Below are 21,571 nucleotides of genomic sequence, written 5' to 3' on the forward strand. Positions count from 1 at the left end.
CATTCGCATGAGTTGTGCAAAACTACAATCAACTTATTCGAATAAGATAGCGCTTCGAGAGAATAAGGGGAGGACGACGGTATGGGCAAGTACATGCAAGATGCTCAGGCGCTGCTGCCGCTGGTGGCGTTTCCAAGGAGGCGGCTAAGCAGGCGGCGGGTAGCAACCAGAATCCGCTGCAGCGCGCCATGGGCGTCCTGGGCGAGATCTTCGCCCCGCTTATCCCCGCGCTGATTTCCGGCGGTCTTATCCTGGGTTTCCGCAACATCATTGGTGAGGTCAACTTCTTTGATGCGACGGGTGCCTTCAACCTTGAGGGCGGCGTGATGTCCATCGCGGATATCTCGACGTTCTGGATGGGCGTCTACAATTTCTTGTGGCTCATCGGCGAGGCGGTGTTCCACATGCTGCCGGTGGGCATCTGCTGGTCGGTGACCAAGAAGATGGGAACCACGCAGATCCTGGGCATCGTTCTTGGACTTACGCTGGTATCCGGCCAGCTTCTCAACGGCTTTGCGGTAGCGGGCACGCCCGCGGCGGATATTCCCGTGTGGGACTTCGGGTTCGCCCAGGTTCAGATGATTGGCTACCAGGGTCAGGTCATCGCTGCGTTGCTGGCAGCTTTTGTGTTGGTGGGGCTTGAGAAGTTCTTCACCAAGGTCACGCCCGAGGTTGTAAGCATGATCGTGGTGCCGTTCTGCTCGCTGGTGCCCTCGGTCATCATCGCCCACACGCTGGTGGGACCCATTGGCTGGACCATTGGCAACGCCATCGCCGAGGCCGTGAACTGGGGTCTTACCTCTGAAGTCCGCATCCTGTTCGCCGCGGTCTTTGGCGCCCTGTATGCACCCGTTGTCATGACCGGCCTGCATCACATGACCAACGCCATCGACACCCAGATGGTGAACGTGATGGGTTATACCATCTTGTGGCCCATGATCGCCTTGTCAAACATCGCCCAGGGCTCCGCCGTGCTCGCCATGTCCGTGCTGCAGAAGAAAAACGAACGCGCCCAGCAGGTCAACGTGCCCGCATGCATCTCCTGCTATCTGGGCGTTACCGAACCCGCGCTCTTTGGCGTCAACCTTAAGTACCGCTTCCCGCTGGTTTGCGGCATGATCGGTTCCGCGTGCGCCGCCATGCTCTGCACCGGTCTGGGCGTCCAGGCGCTGTCCATTGGCGTTGGCGGTCTGCCCGGTATCCTGTCCATCAAGTTCGAGTGCCGGATCGCGTTCGCGCTCTGCATGGTCGTCGCCATCGTGGTGCCCTTTGCCTTGACCTTTGTTGCGGGTAAAAAGAAGCTCACCAAGGTCGAGTTGGTTGGCCGCGACGCTGCTGCCGCCGCACCCGCCGACGCTGCACCCGTTGCCGCTGCCGCCGACGCTTTCTCCTCGTCCGCATCACCTGTACCCGCTGCCCACCCCAACGCCGCCGTCGCCACCGAGGCGTACGACTTGCTCGCCCCGCTCTCCGGCACGGTCAAACCCATCGAACAGATGCCCGACCCCGTCTTCTCTAGCAAATGTATGGGCGACGGCGTCATGATCGAGCCCACCGGCACCTGCGTGGTGGCTCCTGCGGACGCTACCGTAAGCGTCACCATGCCCGCATCCAACCATGCCGTGGGGCTGACGCTCGCAAACGGCATGGAGCTGCTCATCCATGTGGGCGTCGACACAGTCGATATGAAGGGCGATGGCTTTACCTGCCACGTCTCCCAGGGCGATCATGTCAAGGTGGGCGATGTTCTGCTCGCCTTCGACCCCGAAAAGATCGCCGCCGCGGGTCATCCCGCTGCGACCGCGGTGGTGGTGAGCGCCATGGGCAGCGCGAAGGACCTGCGACTCATGACCGGCCAGGACGCAGTGGCGGGCGAGACCGCGATCGCGCGCTGCGAGTAGCCGAGCCGCTATGCCGGATCTGCTTGCTTCACCTTGCTGCTCATAAGGACAAAGACATGGACGAGAAAGTGAATACGATGACCGCTCAGTCGAATAATAAGAATAGCGTTGTGTACGAGATCTACGTGAAGAGCTTCTGCGATAGCGATGGCGATGGCCTGGGCGATCTGCCCGGCATCACCTCCAAGCTCGACTATCTGGCAAACCTTGGCGTCGACTATTTGTGGCTCACGCCGTTCTACCCCTCGCCACAGCGCGACAACGGCTATGACGTGTCGGACTATTGCTCCGTCGATTCACGGTACGGAACCATGGAGGATTTTGACGAGCTTGTTGCTGCTGCCCGCGAGCGCGGCATGGGCATCATGCTTGATATGGTGTTGTGCCACACCTCCAATCAACATGAATGGTTCCAGCGTGCGCTGGCGGGGGAAGAGCGCTATCAGCGCTACTACATACTGCGCGATGGAAAGGGCTCCATGGGGCCGGGGGACCCCGGCGAGCCGCCCACCAACTGGCAGTGCGTCTTTGGAGGCAGCGCTTGGGAGTGGGAGCCGCGCCTGGGCAAGTGGTATCTGCATATGCATGACTCTTCTCAGCCCGATGTTGACTGGACCAACCCCGACGTTCGCGACGAGATGGCGGGCGTGGTGCGCTTCTGGAAGGAGCGCGGCGTAACCGGTTTTCGCTTCGATGTGATCAACCTAATTTCAAAGCCCGAGGTTATCGAGGACGTCCCCGGTGATGGTAGCGCCTGCCGCGCCTTGGTGGCGGATGGCCCGCATGTGCACGAGTACCTTAAAGAGCTGGTTGAGCGCTCCGGGATCGATGGTATGGTCACCGTGGGCGAGATGGCTTCGACCGGTCTTGAAAACTGCATCCGCTATACCAACCCGGATGAGCACGAGCTGGGCATGTCCTTCAGTTTCCATCATCTTAAGGTGGACTATAAGGATGGTAGTAAATGGAAGCTCATGGACCCCGACATCGTCCAGCTACGCCGCGTGCTGAGCGAGTGGCAGGAGGGCATGCAGGCAGGCGGCGGCTGCAACGCCTTGTTCTGGTGCAACCACGACCAGCCGCGCGCCATCACCCGCTTTGGCGGCACCGGCCTTGAGGGGGAGCGCGGGGGATCGTGGGAGCACGTGGGCAAGATGCTCGCCATTTGCTCGTTCGCCATGCGGGGTGCGCCCTATATTTTCCAAGGCGAAGAGCTGGGCATGACTAATGCGGATTACACCTCGATCGAGCAATTCGATGACGTGGAGAGCCACAACAACTACCGTATTTTGCTGGAGGGCGGATCGTCCCAAGAGGAGGCGCTGCGTGCGATCCAGGTGCGCTCGCGCGATAACGGCCGCACGCCCATGCAATGGACCGCAGGTGAGAACGCGGGCTTCACCTGCGGGACCCCGTGGCTGGCCGTGCCCGCGAACCATGTGCGCATCAATGCTGAGGACGAGGTGGGCGCCAAGGGCTCTATGTACGAGTTCTATCGCGAGCTTATCGCCCTGCGCAAGGGTTCGCGGGTTCTCGCGGACGGCACGGTGCACTTTTTGGACACCGGCTCCGAGGCGCCTAAGGTTATCGCGTTCGAGCGCGTGCTTGGTAGCGAGCGCGTGGTGGCGATTTGCTCGTTTGATAGCGAAGGTTGCACGGTCGATGCGGACAGTTTGGGTATCGCCGCATGCGGCGACGTCCTGCTGAGTACGCATGGCGGCGTAGGCAAGCTGGCGGACGGCGCGCTTGCTCTTCGTCCCTATGAGGCGTTACTTATCGCGTGCTAGCGAGGCGGCATCTGCGGACTTGGCGTTTGGCGCTTGCCGATGTTGCTTGAAGCGCTTGATATGGGGAAGCTTTGAAAAAGCGGGCCTCGCTTTGCGCGGGGTCCGCTTTGCTGGTTTTAGTTGACGCGGTACCGAGTGGCTTGGCACTCGCCGAATGCGCGGCGATTTGCTACAAGAGGGACCCCAGGGTATCGATGTCTTGCTGCGGCAGCTCAAAGTCGAGCGTGAGATCCATGGCGGGGATATGCATAGTGATGTAGTCGGTATCGCCGTATAGCGTGATGTCGAGCGATTCGGTGTCTTGGCTGGTGCTGGATCCAAGCAAGGTCTCGGTGGGATTGGTGTAGAAGCGCAGCGAGCGGTCCGCCACGCAGTCATCTGGCACCGACGAGATGAGCTTCCAGGACGCAACATCCAGTCCGGCGAGGGAGTCGCCAAGCTTCGCGAGTTCGGTGGCGCTGTCGATGGACGAGACGACCTCTTGGGTCTGGGTATCGACAAGCTCCAGACGAGAAGAGCTGTTCATGAGCTCGTGATCGTTGAAGAGCGATGAGAGAAGCCCGGGTACGTCGGATATGTTGCGTAGCGTGTCGGCGAGTTCCCCTAGGCTTTCGTCCAAATCGCCCGCGGCGGCCAAGAGCGCTTGGTTTGCCTGATCAAGGGCGGAGCTGGCGGAATCCAGGGCGTCTTGCACGGAGTTGCCGGCGAGACCGCTTATGGTGGGACTGATGTCGGAGAGGCCGCAGCCGGAAAGCGCGAGGGCTGCGACAAGGCCGGCGGTTGCAGTGAGTGCGGCACGCGTGCGTTTCATGGGGCTCCTCCTTCTTTAGCGGGGTTCGCCCTCATTGTATGTGGGGAATCGCGTGCATGCGCTACCTTTAAGCGAACATTAAGAGGGGCAAGATCAAGATGGCGATGCCCTCTTTTGCGGCTATTGGTCGGGTGCCGCGAGGAAGGGCGCATGAAGATTGTCGCCGGGCGGTACATGTCTGGGGCCTCTGTGGCGTGCGCTGGTGCAAGCGCTGATGCATCGCTTACTTTTGCCTGATAATCGAGTGCCATTCTAAAGATGGTGGCAAAGCTCGGTGGGTGCCGGGCCCGTAGACGGGAGGTTGCGATGACTACTGCGATTACGCTCTACCTGCTTCTTCTCTGCGTTCTCACGGCGGTTGCTCTTGGCGTGGGAACGGCCATTCATCGCGGGTTGATTCGCTGGTTTTAACCGTGACCGATTGGGATGGCAATTGAAACGTTTCAGGCGGGATTTTTTCTCTATGCATAGCGGTTGAGCAGGGTTTGCGTCGATGCGCGGCCTGCGTGCCTGATTCTTACGCTTCTGCGAATGGTGACAGAATCAATAGAACCGTTTGATAAGTTACATCTATTGAGCGGTTCTTTTATCCGGTAGCGCTCTGTCACAGCTTTGCGGAGGGTCCGCTTGTGCGTATCGAGCTTTTTTAGGCGAGCCCGTACCCGCCTCGTGGCACTCAGTGACCATACCGATTCGAGACGACTTGGCTGGTTTGCATTGATTGCATAAAACGTGAATAGAGTAATAAGAAATCCTGCGAAAACTTTACGCCTCATGCACGCACTAAGATGCTTGGCCTTGTGCCGCTTCATGCCATCTTCCTGAGGCGCGGTGTCGACGTTGCTTCTACGACCTTTCGCGCAATACGAGCGGCGGTGCGAGTGCTATACTCGACCGCGTACATGGGGAGCTGGGACGATGGCCCGGCTGAGAGGAGCATGCCCGCGATGCTCGACCCGCAACCTGATCCGGATAATGCCGGCGTAGGGAACCAACAGCCTTGCTTTTGCAACTGCAAGGCCCCTACGGAAAACGAGGGGCCTTTTTCTTGGCCCGGAAGGGAGGAGCAGTGGAGGCAAGCGTTGCCATTCAGGTACTGCCCCAATTCGTGGAGAGCACCGAAGAGGTCGTCCGCATCGTCGATGAAGCGATCGCCTACATCCAGTCGGAGTTCCCAGATGCCTACGTGGGTCCGTTCGAGACCACTATCCAGGGCGAGTACGACCATTGCATGAAGGTGGTAGCCGGGGTCAATCGCATTGTGGTCGCAGCCGGCGCGCCCGAAGTAGCGACCTATGTCAAGATCTTCTTTGCCCCCGAGAAGGGCGTCCTCACCACTGAGGAGAAGATTACCAAGTATCATTTGGACGAGAACTAGCATGTCATGCTCGTCCAAGACGGCCGAATCAGCTCGCAGGAACCCTGCTTCGCGTAGCCGCTGGCTATCTGCCGCTGCACCCGTGACGCTGGTCGCTTTGTTGGCCGCCTGGCAGGCGGTGTGCTCGGCCGGTATCATGCCTCCCTATCTGCTGCCCAGCCCCGTTGCCGTGCTGCGCGCACTGGTGGGGGATTGGCCCTTACTGGCGGGCCATGCCGTGACCACGTTGGCGGAGGCGGGTATCGGTCTTGCCGCGGGTATTGCGCTGGGCGCTGCGGCGGCGGTCGCCATGGACCGTTTCGAGGTGCTCTACCGTGCGTTCTACCCGTTGGTGGTGCTTACGCAGACCATTCCTACGGTCGCCATCGCTCCGCTGCTGGTGCTTTGGTTTGGCTATGGCATGCTGCCCAAGGTGGTGCTCATTGTGGTGGCCACCTTCTTTCCCATCACGGTGGGGCTTCTGGGCGGATTCAAATCGGTTGATCCGGACGAGATAGACCTTATGCGCTCCATGGGGGCGTCGCGCTGGCAGATCATGCGCCATGTAAAGATTCCGGCTGCCCTGCCGCAGTTCTTCAGTGGTCTCAAGATCTCCGCCGCCTATGCCATCGTGGGCGCGGTCATTGCCGAATGGCTGGGAGGTTTTTCCGGCTTGGGCGTGTACATGACCCGCGTCCGCAAGGCGTATTCGTTCGACAAGATGTTCGCGGTGATCTTCCTCATCTCGGCCTTGAGCTTGGTGCTCATGTGGGCCGTCGAGGTCGTCCGCCGCATCGCAATGCCCTGGGAGCGCGTCAAGGATAACCAGGGAGAATAGGATTCATCATGCGTTCCAACAACATGTTCAATATGCAGACCGCCATCAGCCGTCGCGGCCTTGTGCGCACGGGCCTGGCGGGGCTGGGCCTCGCCGGCGCTGCGGCCCTGACGGGTTGCGCGGGTGGCAACGCTAGCGCTCCGGAGGGTTCCGCGGGCTCTGGCAAAACCCAAGGCGGCCTCACCAAGGTGACCTTTGCGTTGGACTGGACGCCCAATACCAATCATACCGGCCTGTACGTCGCTCAAGAGAAGGGCTACTACAAGGATGCCGGGCTTGAGGTCGAGATCCTTCAGGCGCCGGAAAACGGTGCGGATCCGCTGGTGGCGGCCGGCGACGCGCAGTTTGGCGTGAGCTTCCAGGACACCATGGCCTCCTACGTGTCCGGCGACGCCGCCATGCCGGTCACCGCGATCGCCGCTATCATCCAACACAACACCTCGGGCATCATCAGCATGAAGGACAAGGGCATCACCAGCCCTGCCAAGATGATGGACCATACCTACGCTACCTGGGAGATGCCTATCGAGCAGGGCGTCATCCAGCGTTGCGTCGAGGCGGACGGAGGCGACTATAGCCGCGTGCAGATGGTCCCCTCGACCGTGACCGACGAGGTGACCGCGCTTTCCACCAACCAGGTCGACAGCATCTGGATCTACTGGGCGTGGGCGGGCGAGAAGTGCAAGCTCGCGGGTTTGGACACCAATTACTTCGCGTTCGCAGACATCGACCCCGTCTTCGATTTCTACACGCCGGTCATCATCGCCAACAACGATCTCATAAAGAGCGACCCCGACACGGTTAAGGCGTTTATGGATGCCACGCGCGCCGGCTACGAGGACTGCATCAAGGACCCCGACGGCGCCGCCGAGATCCTGCTCAAGGCTGCTCCCGAGCTTGAGAGCGAGCTGGTCCACGCATCGCAGAATTACCTGGCGGATCAGTATCAAGCAGACGCTTCCATGTGGGGCCAGATGGACCAGCAGCGCTGGGACGATTTCTTCTCCTGGGTCTCTGACCAGGGTTTTGCGTCCGCAATCGAGCCGGGCGCTGGCATGACCACGGACTTTATCAGCGCTTAGCGCCTATTGCGGCTCGTCCGCGGTGACTGGCGCCCGCGACAAGCGGGGCGTGCGGCACGCGATGCCTGCGGCACGCGGTGCGTCGTCGGCAGTCCGTGGCTGGCGGTTATCGGGTGCCGTCGTTTTTCTCAGACGGCACCTATTATTTTGGACGAGAAGGGGCGGGGGAGTAACGCATGGCGAGTCTGGATATCGAGGACGTTTCCCAGGGCTTTGGTGACATCAAGGTTTTGGACGCCATCAACTTGCATGTGGAATCCGGCCAGGTTGCCTGCCTGCTGGGGCCGTCCGGTTGCGGCAAGACCACGCTGTTCCATGTAATCGCTGGTCTCTCCCGCCCCTGGGCCGGTCGCGTGCTTCTGGACGGGCATGACATCACTGGGCAGTCCGGGCGTCTTGCTTACATGCTGCAAAAAGATCTGTTGCTGCCCCATAAAACGATTCTGGACAACGTCTCGCTTCCCCTGGTGCTCAAAGGCGAGCCGCGTGATTCCGCCCGCGATAAAGCGCGCGAGCTGCTTGGTCTATTTGGCCTGGAGGGCACCCAGGATCGCTGGCCCGCCGAGCTTTCCGGCGGCATGCGCCAGCGCGCCGCGCTGCTTCGCAGCTACCTGTTCTCGCGCGAATTCATGCTCCTGGACGAGCCCTTCTCCGCGCTCGATGCGTTCACCAAGGCGGACATGCACGAGTGGTTCCTCGACGTGGCCGATACCTGCGGCACCACGGCGCTGGTGGTGACCCATGACATAGACGAGGCAGTCAAGCTCGCCGACGTCATCTACGTCATGCGCGGCGCCCCGCAACGCGGCGAGCCCGCCCGTATCGCAGGCTGCGAGCCCATCGCGTGCGAGCGTTCGCAGCGCGCCTCGTTCTTGCTCACGCCCGCCTTCCTCGACCACAAGCGCCGCGTCCTCGACCTGCTGGGGTAATAGAAGCCTCGCCTTGATTTTATCTGCTATGCGTGCTATACACTAATAATAGCAAGCTAGCTATGAAGTGAGGAGGATTGCAATGGCGACGGCCAAGGCGACGGCATCTTCGCAGCTTAATGTAAGGATTGATTCTGATTTAAAGCGAGCGGGTGATGCTGTATTCACTAGCATAGGGTTGTCACCTTCGCAGGCGGTTAGGGCTTTGTGGGAACTTGCGGCAAATCATAAGGACGAGCCCGAGCGGCTGCGCGCTGCTTTGTTCCCTCACGAGGAGGAAGTCTCCGTAGCTGCTCATGATAAAGAAAAGGCAAGGAAGCTGAAGCTGGCGGCGCAAGGTCCTCATATCATGGAGGATGTTATACGCGCCTCCGGGTTGAATCCCATCGACTCTTCTGTTCCAGAGCTGTCATTTGATGATCTCAAAGAGCTAGCTTATCAAGAGAAGTACGGTGACGGGGCTATGTTCTTTAAAGCGATGGTGTAACCATGTCTCATCAGATTTCTCTTCTAATAGATACTAATGTCTGGATGGATTATTATGACGCGAGCCGAACCGGCTCAAAGGCGGCGTTCGAGCTGATTAATAATGCTCTTGAGCATGGAGCTGAGCTGGTGTATACCGTACCTAGCAGCAAGGATGTGTTTTATCTTATTGGAAGGGCGTACAAGGGGGTGCTCCGCACTGTTAATCAAGAACGCTCATCCGAGGATTTGGCAGCCGTAGCTCGCGAGATGGCATGGGGCTGTGTTCGCAACATGTCGGAGATTGCGACTGCGGTTGGATGCGATGGAAGAGATGTCTGGATTGCCGAGAAACAGAAGCGTCTGCATCCAGATTACGAGGACAATTTGATTATTGCTGCATCTATTCGGCTGGGAGCGACGTTGCTTGTAACAAATGATGAGGGCTTGCTTCGTCATGCCCCCGTAAGCGCGCTTTCCGTAGAAGACGCATTGAAGTATCTCGATACGCTGGAATAGGGTTGCTCGCTAGCGGGGCGTCCACGTTCCGACTTGTCTTCGTTCGCCGATAGCGAAGGCTTTCTTTTTGCCTTCCTCGTTATACTGTGGGGCGAAAGTGACAGATGCACCTCGGGCCTCGCTGCGCCCGGGAGCGCGAGATGTGCGGGGCTAAGGATATGTGGCAGTCAACTTCGGATAACGGACGCCGCGTGACGATCGATGAACGTCGCGCGATGATTGTGGAGGAAGTGAATAGGCGCTCTTCCATCCAGGTGGCGGACATCTGCGAGCGATTCGGGGTATCCGAGGTTACGGCCCGCAACGACTTGGACAAATTAGAGAAGGGCGGAAAGCTCAGGCGCACCCATGGCGGGGCGGTCTCTATTTCGCGCACCATCACCGTCTCCTATCCCGACCAGCGCATGAACGTCAACGTGGAGGCGAAGCGAATCGTTGCCGAGAAGGCGGCGGAGTTTGTATCCAACGGCGACTCCCTTCTCATCGATACGGGGACAACGACCTTCGAATTTGTCAACGCGTTGTACGAGAAACGAAACATCACGATCGTAACCAGCGACCTATCCATCGCGACGTTCGCCGATTCGAACCTGCCCCATGCAGACGTGTTGCTGTTGGGGGGCGCGCTGCGTAAAAACCATCGCTATATGACCGGTTCCATTACCAATGAGATTCTCGGGCGCCTGCACCTGGATAAGGCGTTTGTCGCGACCGATTCATTTCATGAAGAGTACGGCTTTACCACGGAGTTCACGGGCAACGCAGACGTCAAGCGTCTGATAATTCGCCGTGCGAAAGAGCGATTCATGATCATGGATGCATCGAAGGTGCGGCCGCCCAGCTTTATCCAGTTCGCGACGGTCAACGATTTCGATACCATCATCACGGATTACGATCCCGATGGGGTGCTGGCGAGGGCGATAGCCGATAACGGCGCGCATGCCCGCCTTATCGAGGCAAAGCCGGAGAGGTCCGCCCGCGAGTCCGTAAGGACGGATTCGAGCGAATCGTTTGCCATAGGGCGACAGGTCGACGGGCATGTCGGCAGGGTCATGTAGCCCCTTTGGCGAGTGGACGATATAAAGCGCCATTCCCGGAAGCGATAGGGGCGACGTCGCGCTTTGGGTGGGTGGCGTGGTAGTTTTAGCGGAGCCAAAATAAAAGGGCGCATCGGTGCGCGGGATTGCTCACCGATGCGCCCTGTTTGTTGGGTTGTGGGCCTATTTGGGCTGGCGTCCCAGGTAGGCGACGATGCCGCCGTCGACGTAGAGGATGTGGCCGTTCACAAAGTCGGACGCGGAGCTGGCGAGGAAGAGGGTGGGTCCCATGAGATCCTCGGGAGTGCCCCAGCGGTCTGCTGGCGTCTTGGACATGATGAACTGGTCAAAGGGGTTCCTGGAGCCGTCCGGAAGGCGCTCGATGAGCGGGGCGGTTTGGGCGGTTGCGATATAGCCCGGCCCGATGCCGTTGCACTGGATGTTGTACTGGCCGTATTCGGATGCAATGTTGCGCGTCAGCATCTTGATGCCGCCCTTTGCGGAGGCGTATGCGGACACGGTCTCGCGACCGAACTCGCTCATCATGGAGCAAAGGTTGATGATCTTGCCGGAACGTTGCTCCATCATGTGGGGGAGCACCGCCTTGGAGACGATGAACGCCGACGTGAGGTCCGTATCGATGATCTTGCGGAAATCGGCCGCGTCCATCTCGTGCATGGGAACGCGCTTGATGACGGCGGCGTTGTTGACCAGGATGTCGACGCCTCCAAGGTCGTTCTCGATGGCAGAGATCATGGTGGAGACCTGGTCCTCATCGGTTACATCGCATACGTAGCCTTTTACATCGAGGCCGCACTCTTTATATTGGGCGACCGCGGCGTCGCGCCTTTCTTCCGTTCTGCAGCAGAAGGCGACGCTTGCGCCGGCTTCGCCCAGGGCCCTTGCCATGGCAAAGCCGATGCCATGGGAAGCGCCGGTGACAAGGGCGACTTTGCCTTCGAGATCATACTGAACCATCATGAAAACCTCTCTCTTTCTGTCCCACATTCCTATCCGTAAGAAATCGAAAACAAAATATGTAGTAATAATCGAATCTTGCGGAAACTTCACTAATAACGAAAGAAATCAGAAGAGCTAATTACCTTCGCTATAGTGGCACAAACGACATAAAATATGCCATCTACCTGCAAAAACAATAGTACACGCTTACTTGGTCAAGGTCGATAGATTGCTCCAAATTGACAACTGAATACCGTTTACGTACGAAACCGATACGTTCGCCGAGGGTGAACGTTTTTTGCGATATCCCTGTTGTACAAATAGGGCTGTCAAGACGAACAAGGGGCCTTGCAACCCCAATCCAGAAGAGGAGCGTTCAATGGATTTGCGCGAGATTCTGAGTGAGGACATCATCGACCTCGACCTCAAAGGCACCACCAAGGACGAGATTCTTCACGAGCTCTCTCAGCATCTGTTCGACGCGGGCTACATCACCGATATCGATCAGTTCGTGAAGGATATCTATGTCCGTGAGGCTGCTGGCATTACCGGAGCGGGCAACCACATCGCTATTCCCCATGGCAAGAGCAGCGCGGTCAAGAAGATCACCATCGCCGTCGGTCGTTCCGAGCACTACGTGGAGTGGGAGAGCTACGACGAGCAGCCGGTGAACCTGTTCTTCCTGTTCTGCGTGTCCGATGACGAGGGCTTTGCCCAGAACCACATGCGCCTGCTGGCTGAGCTTGCCGGCAAGATCGGCAAGGACAGCCTTGTCGAGGCCCTGCAGGCAGCAAAGACCCCTGCTGAGGTTATCGAGATTCTTACGGCGTAAAGAGGCGCCGAGGAATGCGCAGAGATGCGCGTTGGAAATCGGGGGGACGCGTCGCGTCCATAAGGAGAGCAACTAGAAGGAGGAAGTAATGAAGATCGTTGGAGTTACCGCTTGCACTGCAGGAATCGCGCACACCTACATCGTAGCCCAGAAGATTCAGGACGCCGCTGAGGCCGCTGGTCACGAGTGCAAAATCGAGACCCAGGGCACCATCGGTGCGGACAATATCCTCACCGATGAGGAGATTGCAGCTGCCGACGTCGTGATCATCGCCCACGACATCGCCGTTGACCAGGCTCGTTTCAAGGACAAGAAGGTTGTTGATATCCCCATCAGCACCGCTATGAAGAATCCCAAGAGCCTGATCGCCACCATCGAGAAGAAGCTCGGCAAGTAAACGGCTCTCTCAGGTATTCCGTGTTGAATTGCCATATGGCTAAGTAAGAAAGGAGGGAGTTCCATGTCTCAGATCAAGAAGGTCGGCGTGATGAAGACCATCATGACGGGTATCTCCTACATGATCCCCATGGTCGTTGCCGGCGGTATCCTCGGAGCTCTCGCAAAGGGTTTTGGCGGCTGGGAGATCGGCAACTATTATGCCGAGGTTGCCGGTAGCTGGCCCACGCCCTTTACCGGTATGGAGCCCTTCACCTGGGGCGGCTTCTGGTGGGGCGTCAACATGCTCAGCTCCTACGCGATGAACTTCGCGGTTGCGATCCTGTGCGCCTTCATGGCCTACTCCATCGCCGAGCGCCCCGGCATCGTTCCCGGCTTCATCGTCGGCTACGTCTGCACCATGTCCAAGGCCGGCTTCCTGGGCGGCCTGCTCATGGGCTTCGTCATCGGCTACTTCATTCTCTGGATGAAGACCTGGAAGCTTCCCAAGTGGGGCGCTGGTCTGATGCCCGTATTGATCATCCCGGTCCTCGCTACCTTTGTTTGCGGCATGCTCTTCCTGTGCGTGTTCGCTCAGCCCCTCGCTTGGATCATGGACGTGTTCCAGCAGTGGATCGCATCCCTCAACGGCGGTTCCAAGGCCGTCATCGGCGCCGTCATCGGTGCCTGCATGGGCTTCGATATGGGCGGCCCGGTCAACAAGACCGCTTCCATGGCTGCTAACGGCCTCGGTGCCGACGGTATCTACGGTCCTATGTCCGCTAAGATCATCGGCGGCATGACCCCTCCCATCGGTGCTTTCGTTGCCTCCCTTATCGCTCGCGATAAGTTCACCCAGACCGAGCGCGACACCGCTATCACCGCGTTCCCGATGGGCCTGTGCTTCATCACCGAAGGCGTTCTGCCCTTCGCAGCTGGCGACCCCGTTCGCTTCATTCCCGCTTCCATGCTCGGCTCCGCCGTCGCCGGCGCCATCGCAGTCGGCATGGGCGTCGAGTCCATGGCTGGCCACGGCGGCATCTTCGTCTTCCCGGCTATGGTCAATCCCATGTGGGCGGTTGTTGCCCTCGTCGCTGGCTCCCTGGTGACCGGTGTTATCTACGCCGTCATCAAGAAGAAGCCCGAAGAGGCCGAAGAGGTCGAAGAGGAGATCGTCGAGCTCGACATCGACCTCTAAGCAAGATTCCCTCAGGAGCCGGCGACCGACATCGTCGGCTCCATTACTGAACATCAAGAAATCGAGGTAGAAACAATGCTCGTTTCCATGAAGGCCATCCTCGATGACGCTAATGAGAATTACTACGGCGTCATGGCGATGAACTCGATCAACATCGAGATGGTTCGCGCCGGTATCGAGGCGGCAACCGAAGAGTGCTCTCCCATCATCATCCAGATGGGCCCCGGTCAGATCGCGAAGCACGCGCATCTGGACGAGATGCTCCCCGTCGTCAAGGAGCTCGCCGAGAAAGCTCCCGTGCCCGTCGCCCTCAACCTCGACCACGGATCGAAGCTTGAGGACGAGGTCCGCGCCATTCAGGCCGGCTTCACCAACGTCATGATCGACGCCTCCGCCCTTCCCTATGAGGAGAACATCCAGAAGACCAAGACCATCGTCTCGCTGGCTCATCCCATGGGCGTTTCCGTCGAGGCCGAGCTCGGCCACGTTGGCCAGGCAGCCGACGGCGACGGTCGCACGGACGACATGTACACCAACGTCGAGCAGGCCAAGGACTTTGTCGAGCGCACCGGCTGCGATGCGCTGGCGGTCGCTATCGGCACCGCTCACGGCAAGTATCCCGAGGGTTATGTTCCGCAGCTCGACTTCGATCGCCTGAAGGAGCTCAAGGACGCTCTTAAGATGCCCCTGGTCCTGCATGGCGGTTCCGGCTCCGGCGAGGAGAACCTCAAGAAAGCCGTTGCCGGCGGTATCAACAAGATCAACGTCTGCACCGACGCGTTCCAGGCAGGCAAGGAGGGCATGCTCGCCCTTTTGGAGGAGAATCCCAAGGCGGATTTCCTCGCCCTGCAGATGGCAGCCGAGGCTTCCATCAAGAAGTTCGTTAAGGATTACATGCACATCATCGGCTCGAACGGTCGCTATACCTACGCCGAGTACGAGTCCGGTTCCAAGGAGTAGAGAATAATGAAGATCGCACTCATCCAGGAGTTCTCCCAGGCTTCCAAGAACGATGTCATCCTGGGCCAGCTGAAGAAGGTTGTCGAGCCCATGGGCCACACCGTCTTCAACACCGGTATGCAGCAGGTCGAGAACCCCAATGACCGCCCCGAGGACTACACCGAGGAGAACCCTCGCCTCACCTACCTGCACATCGGCATCCAGGCAGCCCTGCTGCTCAACTCCGGCGCCGTCGACTTCGTCGTCACCGGCTGCGGCACCGGCCAGGGCGCCCTCATGAGCTGCAACATGTATCCCGGCGTGGTCTGCGGCTACTGCATCGAGCCCACCGACGCTTACCTCTTCCTGCAGATCAACGATGGTAACGCCCTCTCCCTGCCGTACGCCAAGGGCTTTGGCTGGGGCGCCGAGCTCAACCTCGAGACCATCTTCACCCGCGCCTTCGGCTCTCCCAAGGGCCAGGGTTACCCGGCGGACCGCAAGGAGTCCCAGAACAAGAACGTCCGTCTGCTGGACGATGTCAAGAAGCGCGTCGCCAAGCCGCTTCCCGAGATCCTTCGCGCCCTTGATCCCGAGATGGTCAAGACCGCGCTGACCAAGGCATTCCTGGATTGCTTCTACGCCAATTGCCAGGATGCCGAGCTCGAGGCCCTCGTTCGCGAGCTGGCAGAGTAGCCTTTCGCAACCATGGTTCGCGAGTAACTAGGTTTCCCCTTTTTCTCACGCGGGAGGGGGCGTTCTAACCCCCTTGGACGCCTCCTCCCGCCTTTTATTATTTTGAGGAGCTGAGGCATATGTCCAACTGCACTACCCAATATCTGCCGAGCTACACGGTCGGCGTCGATGCGTACCGCGCGGTTCCGCAGGTAGTGGGTGCTGCGCGCGTTGCTGTGATCGGAGGCCGTAAGGCGCTTGCCGCCGCGAGCGACCGTCTTACCGCCGCTCTCGAGGGAAGTGATGTCAGCGTCACCGGAACGTTTTGGTACGGAGGCAAGGCAGCATATTCTTGCGTGGAGGAGCTCTGTTCGCGTCCCGAGGTTGCAGAGGCGGATGCCATCTTTGTAGTGGGAGGCGGCAAAGCGGTCGACACCTGTAAGATCGTCGCCCATAGGCTGGCAAAGCCCCTCTATACGTTCCCGACTATCGCGTCCAACTGCTCGCCCGTCTCCTGCATATCCATCATGTATAACGAAGATGGAAGCTTTAAAGAGATCGTCCAGCTGCACGAGCCGCCGGCGCATTGTTTCATCGACACCCAGGTTATCGCCGAGGCTCCCGAGATGTATTTGTGGGCGGGCATAGGAGATACCATCGCCAAGTATTACGAAGTGGTCTTCTCCATGCGCGGTGATTCCCCCTCGTACGGTCCCGTGCTGGGGCAGGCGATTTCATGCATGTGCAACCGCCCCCTCATCGGCTGCGCTCTTGAGGCGTATGAGGACTGCAAGAACAATCGCGTTTCGGACGCCCTTACGCACGCCGCACTCAACATCGTGGTAAGTACGGGTCTGGTTTCCGGTCTCGTCGGGGTTGATTACAATTCGGCGCTCGCCCATGCGTTGTTCTACGGCCTCACCACCATTCCCTCCATCGAGCGCGACCATTGCCATGGCGAGGTAGTTTCCTATGGCGTCCTGGTCCAGCTCGTGATGGATAAGGATTCCGAGCAGCTTGATTTCCTCATGCCGCTCTATCGCAAGCTCGGCCTTCCCACCTGCCTGGCTGATTTGGGCCTTACGGTCGAGGACGATTTCGACGAGGCGCTCGCCGCCACCGAGGTCAACCAGGAGCTCCGCCATGTGCCCTATCCAGTCACCAGAGATCTTATCTGGCAGGCGATCCTTGGTCTGGAAGACGCTTCGAAAGCATGCGACGTCCCCGCATCTCCCGCTCCCGTTCTTCCGGAGGAATAGCCATGCAGCTGTCCGAGTATATCCAGATTGCATGCGCCATCGTGGGGCTGGCCGGCATAACCCTCGCCCGTGTCAGGTTCACGCGTCGCCAGCAGGCGAACCCCGGCGTAACGGCGTATTCCGACGGGGAGCGCAAGATTTACTACGCGTCTTGGGCGGTCATCGCTGCCGCGCTCGTCCTCGTCTTCATTCCCTTCTAATCGTGAGCGCGGCGGCTTATTGAATCGCCCTGCTCAGGAGAACCCATTCACTCGATAGCACAGGAGTTATCCCATCATGGTATACATCGACCTTGACCAGACCCGTCCCCTCGACATCGTCCTGCTCGGTCGCATCGCAATCGACTTCAACCCCGCCTACTCGGAAGACGTGAAGGAGGACTTCAAGCCGTTGAAGGACGTGCACTACTTCGAGAAATACGTTGGGGGTTCCCCGGCGAACATCGCCGTGGGCGTGACGCACCACGGCCTCAAGGCGGGGTTCATCGGGCGTGTCTCCGACGATCAGTTTGGCGATTTTGTTATCGAGTACTTTGATAAAGAGGGTATCGATACCAGCCATGTTACCCGCTGCACCGGCGGCGAGAAGCTGGGCCTGACGTTTACCGAGATGCTGAGCCCTTCGGAGAGCTCGATTTTGATGTACCGCAACTGCATCGCCGACCTGCAGCTTTCCGTGGACGATATCGATCCTGAGTACATCGCCAGCGCCAAGGTCCTTTTGATTTCCGGCACCGCGCTGGCAGAGAGCCCCAGTCGCGAGGCTGCCCTGAAGGCGGCCATGGTCGCCCGCCGGGTGGGGACGCCCGTCATCTTCGACATCGACTACCGGGCCTATAACTGGAGGAACGCCGACGAGATTTCCATCTACTGCTCGGCGGTCGCTTGCCAGGCAGATGTCATCATGGGCTCTCGCGAGGAATTCGACCTGACCGAGGCGCTGATTGCACCCGGCATGACGGATGTGGAGAGCGCCGAGTACTGGCACGGCCAGGCGGCCAAGATCGTTGTGATCAAGCACGGCATGGAGGGTTCCACGGCCTACCTCCAAAGCGGCGAGCGCTTCTCCATCAAGCCGTTCCCCGTTATCGCGCGCAAGGGTTTCGGCGGGGGAGACGGCTACGGCTCTGGCTTTATCTACGGTCTGTTCCAGGGATGGGATATGCAGCGTTGCCTGGAGTTTGGCTCCGCCGAAGCCTCGATGATGGTTCGCGCCAACAACTGCTCCGATGCCCTGCCCTCTCCGGACGAGGTTCAGGCCTTCATAGACGAGGAGAAGGCGATGTACGGGGAGATGGTGGCGCAGGCATGAGGCCGCTACTTGTCCTGGACGGATCGAGGGTAGATTGGCGCAGGACCTCGCTGCGCATGGCGATGTATTTCTTTGGCGTGGTGGTGCTGGCGCTTGGAATCGTCATCCAGACCGAATCCGGCTTGGGGGTGGCATCGCTGACGTGCTTTGCTGACGCTCTCTCACGGATATCGGGGGTTGCGTTGGGGACGATGGTCTCGGCGACCTATATAGCCTACGTGTTCGTCCAGCTGGTTCTGCTGGGGCGCGAGTTTCAGCCGCGCATTCTTCTCGAAATCGGCTTCTCGGTCATGATTGGCATGTTCACCGACGTCTTCTCCGCCGTGATTCCCATTCATCCGGCTGCTCTCCCCGAACGGGTCGCCACCATGCTGCTCTCGTTGTGCCTTACCTCGTTTGGAGTGAGCTTGGTGGTGAACATGGGCGTCGTGCCAAATGCTCCCGACGGTCTGGTGCAGGTTATCGCAGAGAAGATGCGAAAGCGTTTTGGAGACGTCAAGGTTGTGTTCGATTCGATTCATGTTGCCGTCGCGCTGGCGCTGACGCTTGCGGTTCTTGGCACCGTTGGGGGCTTTGGACCCACGACCGTGATATCCGCATTGTTCTTGGGCCGCATGATCAACGTGATGAACCGCCTGTTCGCGGCTAGGTTCACAAGGGCGGCGTTTGGAGACGTGCTCCCGCTGGCAAGCGGTGTGGCGAAAGCAGAGGGGGAATAGCTATGGGAGAGCTGGTAGCGGCGATCTGCGTGGTGTTCATAGGAATCATGGGCTTTAAGGCGTACCAGGCCTACCCCTCGTATAAGGGAAGCCTGTACCAGGAGCTGTTTGGCAGCTACGCCGAGTACTTCTGGCGCTTCACCATGAAGCAGGACCTTTCAGAATCTAGTTACCTCAACGAGAAGATCGGCCCCCATCGCCTGGGATACAACGCGTATTTCGACGCTATGGGCAAGCAGGCCGCGGCGTTCGTCACCGTATTCTCGACGCGCGGGGTGACAAGCGTCTGCATGATGGGCGGCGCGGGGGCGTTTCGCGGAGGCGACACCGGTTCCTGGTCCGTAGAGCGCGACGGCAAGGTGGTCGCCTGTGCCTCTCCCGTCGTCTACCTCCGCCGTCAAAAGAAACTTCTCGACGGCATCGTCAAGGGCGAGCGCGTGCGCTACATAGCCGCGTTTGCCGACGCCGCCGATATAACCGGAGTTCGCTCGGCGTATCCCATGATGCGCGCAGCAGAAGTGCTTTCTTATTTGGAGGGGCAGGATGCCGTCATCGACGAGGCATCGATGCTCGAGTCATTCGAAACGTTTAAGGGGATGGCAAGGAATGGATAATAACGCATCCGTCCACGGCGTGGCGTCGCCACAGGCAAGGTTCCTGCCGGCGGTTTGCCTCGCAGGTAAGAACGACCGCTACATCTTGTCCAACGGCGTCGAGATACCGTGCCTTGGATACGGTACCTACATGGTCCCTAATAACAAGGTGGGCGAGGACGCTCTTCACGGCGCCATCCAGATGGGCTTTCGCCATATCGATACCGCCACCAGCTACCACAACGAGGATATGGTGGGCAGGGCGATCGCGGAGTCCGGCATACCCCGTGGCGAGTTCTTCATCACCAGCAAGCTCAACAACCCCGACCAGGGATATGAGAGCACGCTCGAGGCCTTCGAGCGTTCCTTGGCATGGCTTGGAACCGACTACCTCGATCTCTACCTCATCCACTGGCCGCGCGTCGCGGGAACGGAGGATATATGGGAGGAGCGCGTCGCGGAAACCTGGCGCGCGTTCGAGGAGCTGTACCGCGCGGGAAGGATTCGTGCGATTGGCGTGTCCAACTTCCTCGTCCATCACCTCGAGGGCCTTGCCCGCCACGCGAGCATAGCGCCCATGGTCAACCAAATTGAGCACAACCCCACCTACCAGCAACGCGAAACGGTTGCGTATTGCGAGGAGCATGGAATCCAGCTGGAGGCATGGGCACCCCTTGGCAGGGGGCACCTGTTCGATAATCCGGACGTGGTCGCCTTAGCGGAACGCAAGGGTAAGGATGTTGGACAGATTTGCGTGCGCTACGCGCTGCAGAAGGGCTTTGTCACCATGCCCAAATCCAATAGGCCGGAGCGCATCCGCTCGAACAGCGAGGTCTTTGATTTCGCGTTGGACAAGGATGACATGGCCCTTCTTGATTCGCTTAATACCGACGATTGCTACACCTTCCATCCCGACCGTCTGGACGAGTGGGCCGAGCGCGTTGCTCGTGCCCATGCGGAGTCAGGGGTCGCATGAGCCATGGGCCCATTGATGTCCGTCCGTTGCCGCGGACGGCTGGGCATGAGGAGAGGAACGCTTCATGGAAAAGAGATTCGATGAATCCGTGCCGTCGCTAAGGCTTGCGGGCGGGGTCGATATTCCTCAAATAGGATTCGGCACGTTCAAGATCCCCGCTTGCGATACGCAGCGCGCGGTAGAGGAGGCTTTGGCTCTTGGATACCGCCATGTCGATACCGCGGCCGCCTATAACAACGAGGAGGGCGTTGGTGCCGCGCTAAAGGCACTTGGCAAGGAGGACGAGGTATTCGTTACCACCAAACTGCGAAACGCGGATCAAGGCTACGAATCCGCGATGCGTGCCTTCGAGGAGTCTCGAGCCAAGTTGGGTGTCGATATCGTGGACCTCTATCTCATTCACTGGCCGGCGCCTTCGCAAGATCGCTATGTCGATGCCTGGCGCGCGCTCATCGAGCTTCGTGATCAAGGTGCGGTTCGGGCGATCGGTGTGAGCAACTTTATGCGAGAGCATCTTGAACGAATCGAGCTCGAGTCCGGTCAGTTGCCCTGCATCAACCAGATCGAATCGCATCCCGGTTACTGGCAACCTGACCTAGAGGAATATTGCGTTTCGAAGGGCATTGCGATCGAAGCGTACTCACCGCTGGGCCACGGCGGGGATATGGCCTCGGCTCCGGCGGTTCACGCTGCCGAGCGGCTTGGCGTGACCCCTGCACAGGTCGTTCTGAGATGGCACCTCCAAAAAGGCCATGTCTTTATTCCCAAGTCTACCCACGTCGACCGCATGCGGGCGAACCTGGATGTGTTGGGTTTCGAGCTCGGTGTTGATGACATCGCCGCACTGGACGGACTTGACGCGGATGAGAACAGGTGCGGTAACGACCCGTATACCTTCGACCGGCCTCAAACGCTCGAGGACATGCTCTCGAGAGGGAACTTGTAGCTGTTGGGACTGCGAGCGCAACCGGTCGCTCGCGAAGCATTGCTGATGAGATTGGCTAAAAG

General features: G+C 59.2%; 23 protein-coding genes. 21 read left to right on the top strand and 2 right to left on the bottom strand.

Features of this window, described 5'->3' with window-relative positions; all coding sequences use genetic code 11:
* The first annotated feature begins 62 nt into the window (after positions 1-62).
* Together treB and B3H65_RS06520 are read left to right on the top strand one after the other, a co-directional pair.
* Positions 63-1,901, top strand: coding sequence for a PTS trehalose transporter subunit IIBC (gene treB, locus B3H65_RS06515; protein ID WP_286684753.1), 1,839 nt, complete (start codon positions 63-65; stop codon positions 1,899-1,901).
* 56 nt (positions 1,902-1,957) lie between these two features.
* Complete coding sequence (locus tag B3H65_RS06520; protein WP_286684605.1) at positions 1,958-3,688, top strand: alpha,alpha-phosphotrehalase; 1,731 nt, start codon at positions 1,958-1,960, stop codon at positions 3,686-3,688.
* 169 nt (positions 3,689-3,857) lie between these two features.
* Here B3H65_RS06520 and B3H65_RS06525 read toward each other — a convergent pair whose 3' ends face one another.
* Positions 3,858-4,499, bottom strand: a complete 642-nt coding sequence (locus tag B3H65_RS06525; protein ID WP_286684606.1) for a hypothetical protein — start codon at positions 4,497-4,499, stop codon at positions 3,858-3,860.
* A gap of 1,069 nt (positions 4,500-5,568) precedes the next feature.
* Between B3H65_RS06525 and B3H65_RS06530 the strand changes: the two genes are divergently transcribed.
* The 7 genes from B3H65_RS06530 (at position 5,569) to B3H65_RS06560 (ending at position 10,747) form a co-directional block, all read left to right on the top strand.
* The gene (locus B3H65_RS06530) at positions 5,569-5,877 is read left to right on the top strand and encodes a thiamine-binding protein (protein ID WP_117679466.1); all 309 of its coding nucleotides are present in this window, start codon (positions 5,569-5,571) and stop codon (positions 5,875-5,877) included.
* A gap of 1 nt (position 5,878) precedes the next feature.
* Positions 5,879-6,694: an ABC transporter permease gene (locus B3H65_RS06535; RefSeq protein ID WP_286684607.1), complete on the top strand. Its 816-nt coding sequence runs from the start codon at positions 5,879-5,881 to the stop codon at positions 6,692-6,694.
* An 8-nt stretch (positions 6,695-6,702) separates the two neighbouring features.
* Positions 6,703-7,776, top strand: a complete 1,074-nt coding sequence (locus B3H65_RS06540; protein WP_286684608.1) for an ABC transporter substrate-binding protein — start codon at positions 6,703-6,705, stop codon at positions 7,774-7,776.
* 176 nt (positions 7,777-7,952) lie between these two features.
* The gene (locus B3H65_RS06545) at positions 7,953-8,705 is read left to right on the top strand and encodes an ABC transporter ATP-binding protein (RefSeq protein ID WP_286684609.1); all 753 of its coding nucleotides are present in this window, start codon (positions 7,953-7,955) and stop codon (positions 8,703-8,705) included.
* 82 nt (positions 8,706-8,787) lie between these two features.
* Positions 8,788-9,192: a type II toxin-antitoxin system RelB/DinJ family antitoxin gene (locus B3H65_RS06550; protein WP_286684610.1), complete on the top strand. Its 405-nt coding sequence runs from the start codon at positions 8,788-8,790 to the stop codon at positions 9,190-9,192.
* A 2-nt stretch (positions 9,193-9,194) separates the two neighbouring features.
* Positions 9,195-9,689, top strand: coding sequence for a type II toxin-antitoxin system VapC family toxin (locus B3H65_RS06555; protein ID WP_278561784.1), 495 nt, complete (start codon positions 9,195-9,197; stop codon positions 9,687-9,689).
* 191 nt (positions 9,690-9,880) lie between these two features.
* Positions 9,881-10,747 carry a DeoR/GlpR family DNA-binding transcription regulator gene (locus B3H65_RS06560; protein WP_286684611.1) on the top strand — a complete coding sequence of 289 codons (867 nt, stop codon included), beginning with the start codon at positions 9,881-9,883 and terminating at the stop codon, positions 10,745-10,747.
* Positions 10,748-10,909: 162 nt separating this feature from the next.
* Here B3H65_RS06560 and B3H65_RS06565 read toward each other — a convergent pair whose 3' ends face one another.
* Positions 10,910-11,704: a gluconate 5-dehydrogenase gene (locus tag B3H65_RS06565; protein WP_270479920.1), complete on the bottom strand. Its 795-nt coding sequence runs from the start codon at positions 11,702-11,704 to the stop codon at positions 10,910-10,912.
* Positions 11,705-12,065: 361 nt separating this feature from the next.
* On the opposite strand from B3H65_RS06565, the gene B3H65_RS06570 reads away from it, so the two are divergent.
* The 12 genes from B3H65_RS06570 to B3H65_RS06625 all read left to right on the top strand — a co-directional run bounded on the left by B3H65_RS06570 (position 12,066) and on the right by B3H65_RS06625 (position 21,509).
* The gene (locus B3H65_RS06570) at positions 12,066-12,518 is read left to right on the top strand and encodes a PTS sugar transporter subunit IIA (RefSeq protein ID WP_270479918.1); all 453 of its coding nucleotides are present in this window, start codon (positions 12,066-12,068) and stop codon (positions 12,516-12,518) included.
* An 88-nt stretch (positions 12,519-12,606) separates the two neighbouring features.
* On the top strand, positions 12,607-12,915 hold the full coding sequence (locus tag B3H65_RS06575; protein WP_009140736.1) for a PTS fructose transporter subunit IIB: 309 nt from the start codon (positions 12,607-12,609) through the stop codon (positions 12,913-12,915).
* 63 nt (positions 12,916-12,978) lie between these two features.
* Positions 12,979-14,091, top strand: a complete 1,113-nt coding sequence (locus B3H65_RS06580; protein WP_117679457.1) for a PTS fructose transporter subunit IIC — start codon at positions 12,979-12,981, stop codon at positions 14,089-14,091.
* 75 nt (positions 14,092-14,166) lie between these two features.
* Positions 14,167-15,051 (top strand): class II fructose-bisphosphate aldolase, encoded by an 885-nt coding sequence (locus B3H65_RS06585; RefSeq protein ID WP_117679456.1) that lies wholly within the window; start codon positions 14,167-14,169, stop codon positions 15,049-15,051.
* A 6-nt stretch (positions 15,052-15,057) separates the two neighbouring features.
* Positions 15,058-15,726 (top strand): RpiB/LacA/LacB family sugar-phosphate isomerase, encoded by a 669-nt coding sequence (locus tag B3H65_RS06590; RefSeq protein WP_117679455.1) that lies wholly within the window; start codon positions 15,058-15,060, stop codon positions 15,724-15,726.
* 119 nt (positions 15,727-15,845) lie between these two features.
* A complete protein-coding gene (locus tag B3H65_RS06595; RefSeq protein ID WP_286684612.1) occupies positions 15,846-16,964 on the top strand; it encodes an iron-containing alcohol dehydrogenase family protein in 1,119 nt (372 codons plus the stop codon).
* 2 nt (positions 16,965-16,966) lie between these two features.
* A complete protein-coding gene (locus B3H65_RS06600) occupies positions 16,967-17,164 on the top strand; it encodes a hypothetical protein (RefSeq protein WP_278561782.1) in 198 nt (65 codons plus the stop codon).
* 76 nt (positions 17,165-17,240) lie between these two features.
* Positions 17,241-18,275 carry a 5-dehydro-2-deoxygluconokinase gene (gene iolC / locus B3H65_RS06605; RefSeq protein WP_286684613.1) on the top strand — a complete coding sequence of 345 codons (1,035 nt, stop codon included), beginning with the start codon at positions 17,241-17,243 and terminating at the stop codon, positions 18,273-18,275.
* Entirely contained in the window at positions 18,272-18,994 is a 723-nt protein-coding gene (locus tag B3H65_RS06610) for a YczE/YyaS/YitT family protein (RefSeq protein WP_286684614.1), read from the top strand. The genes iolC and B3H65_RS06610 overlap by 4 nt, the downstream gene beginning before the upstream one ends.
* A 2-nt stretch (positions 18,995-18,996) precedes the next feature.
* Positions 18,997-19,608, top strand: a complete 612-nt coding sequence (locus B3H65_RS06615) for a hypothetical protein (protein ID WP_286684615.1) — start codon at positions 18,997-18,999, stop codon at positions 19,606-19,608.
* Positions 19,601-20,563 (top strand): aldo/keto reductase, encoded by a 963-nt coding sequence (locus B3H65_RS06620; RefSeq protein ID WP_286684616.1) that lies wholly within the window; start codon positions 19,601-19,603, stop codon positions 20,561-20,563. Before B3H65_RS06615 ends, B3H65_RS06620 begins: the two co-directional genes overlap by 8 nt.
* 64 nt (positions 20,564-20,627) lie before the next feature.
* On the top strand, positions 20,628-21,509 hold the full coding sequence (locus tag B3H65_RS06625; protein ID WP_117679448.1) for an aldo/keto reductase: 882 nt from the start codon (positions 20,628-20,630) through the stop codon (positions 21,507-21,509).
* Positions 21,510-21,571 lie beyond the last annotated feature (62 nt).

This window comes from Collinsella sp. UBA1693 (assembly GCF_002320115.1).
Lineage (GTDB): Bacteria > Actinomycetota > Coriobacteriia > Coriobacteriales > Coriobacteriaceae > Collinsella > Collinsella tanakaei.

What these genes read in the sequence shown, in the direction of transcription:
- B3H65_RS06520 (WP_286684605.1), top strand. Translation starts at nt 1,958, where the DNA reads ATGGACGAGAAAGTGAATACGATGACCGCTCAGTCGAATAATAAGAAT.
- B3H65_RS06525 (WP_286684606.1), bottom strand. Translation starts at nt 4,499, where the DNA reads ATGAAACGCACGCGTGCCGCACTCACTGCAACCGCCGGCCTTGTCGCA.
- B3H65_RS06535 (WP_286684607.1), top strand. Translation starts at nt 5,879, where the DNA reads ATGTCATGCTCGTCCAAGACGGCCGAATCAGCTCGCAGGAACCCTGCT.
- B3H65_RS06540 (WP_286684608.1), top strand. Translation starts at nt 6,703, where the DNA reads ATGCGTTCCAACAACATGTTCAATATGCAGACCGCCATCAGCCGTCGC.
- B3H65_RS06545 (WP_286684609.1), top strand. Translation starts at nt 7,953, where the DNA reads ATGGCGAGTCTGGATATCGAGGACGTTTCCCAGGGCTTTGGTGACATC.
- B3H65_RS06550 (WP_286684610.1), top strand. Translation starts at nt 8,788, where the DNA reads ATGGCGACGGCCAAGGCGACGGCATCTTCGCAGCTTAATGTAAGGATT.
- B3H65_RS06555 (WP_278561784.1), top strand. Translation starts at nt 9,195, where the DNA reads ATGTCTCATCAGATTTCTCTTCTAATAGATACTAATGTCTGGATGGAT.
- B3H65_RS06565 (WP_270479920.1), bottom strand. Translation starts at nt 11,704, where the DNA reads ATGGTTCAGTATGATCTCGAAGGCAAAGTCGCCCTTGTCACCGGCGCT.
- B3H65_RS06570 (WP_270479918.1), top strand. Translation starts at nt 12,066, where the DNA reads ATGGATTTGCGCGAGATTCTGAGTGAGGACATCATCGACCTCGACCTC.
- B3H65_RS06575 (WP_009140736.1), top strand. Translation starts at nt 12,607, where the DNA reads ATGAAGATCGTTGGAGTTACCGCTTGCACTGCAGGAATCGCGCACACC.
- B3H65_RS06580 (WP_117679457.1), top strand. Translation starts at nt 12,979, where the DNA reads ATGTCTCAGATCAAGAAGGTCGGCGTGATGAAGACCATCATGACGGGT.
- B3H65_RS06585 (WP_117679456.1), top strand. Translation starts at nt 14,167, where the DNA reads ATGCTCGTTTCCATGAAGGCCATCCTCGATGACGCTAATGAGAATTAC.
- B3H65_RS06590 (WP_117679455.1), top strand. Translation starts at nt 15,058, where the DNA reads ATGAAGATCGCACTCATCCAGGAGTTCTCCCAGGCTTCCAAGAACGAT.
- B3H65_RS06595 (WP_286684612.1), top strand. Translation starts at nt 15,846, where the DNA reads ATGTCCAACTGCACTACCCAATATCTGCCGAGCTACACGGTCGGCGTC.
- B3H65_RS06600 (WP_278561782.1), top strand. Translation starts at nt 16,967, where the DNA reads ATGCAGCTGTCCGAGTATATCCAGATTGCATGCGCCATCGTGGGGCTG.
- iolC (WP_286684613.1), top strand. Translation starts at nt 17,241, where the DNA reads ATGGTATACATCGACCTTGACCAGACCCGTCCCCTCGACATCGTCCTG.
- B3H65_RS06610 (WP_286684614.1), top strand. Translation starts at nt 18,272, where the DNA reads ATGAGGCCGCTACTTGTCCTGGACGGATCGAGGGTAGATTGGCGCAGG.
- B3H65_RS06615 (WP_286684615.1), top strand. Translation starts at nt 18,997, where the DNA reads ATGGGAGAGCTGGTAGCGGCGATCTGCGTGGTGTTCATAGGAATCATG.
- B3H65_RS06620 (WP_286684616.1), top strand. Translation starts at nt 19,601, where the DNA reads ATGGATAATAACGCATCCGTCCACGGCGTGGCGTCGCCACAGGCAAGG.
- B3H65_RS06625 (WP_117679448.1), top strand. Translation starts at nt 20,628, where the DNA reads ATGGAAAAGAGATTCGATGAATCCGTGCCGTCGCTAAGGCTTGCGGGC.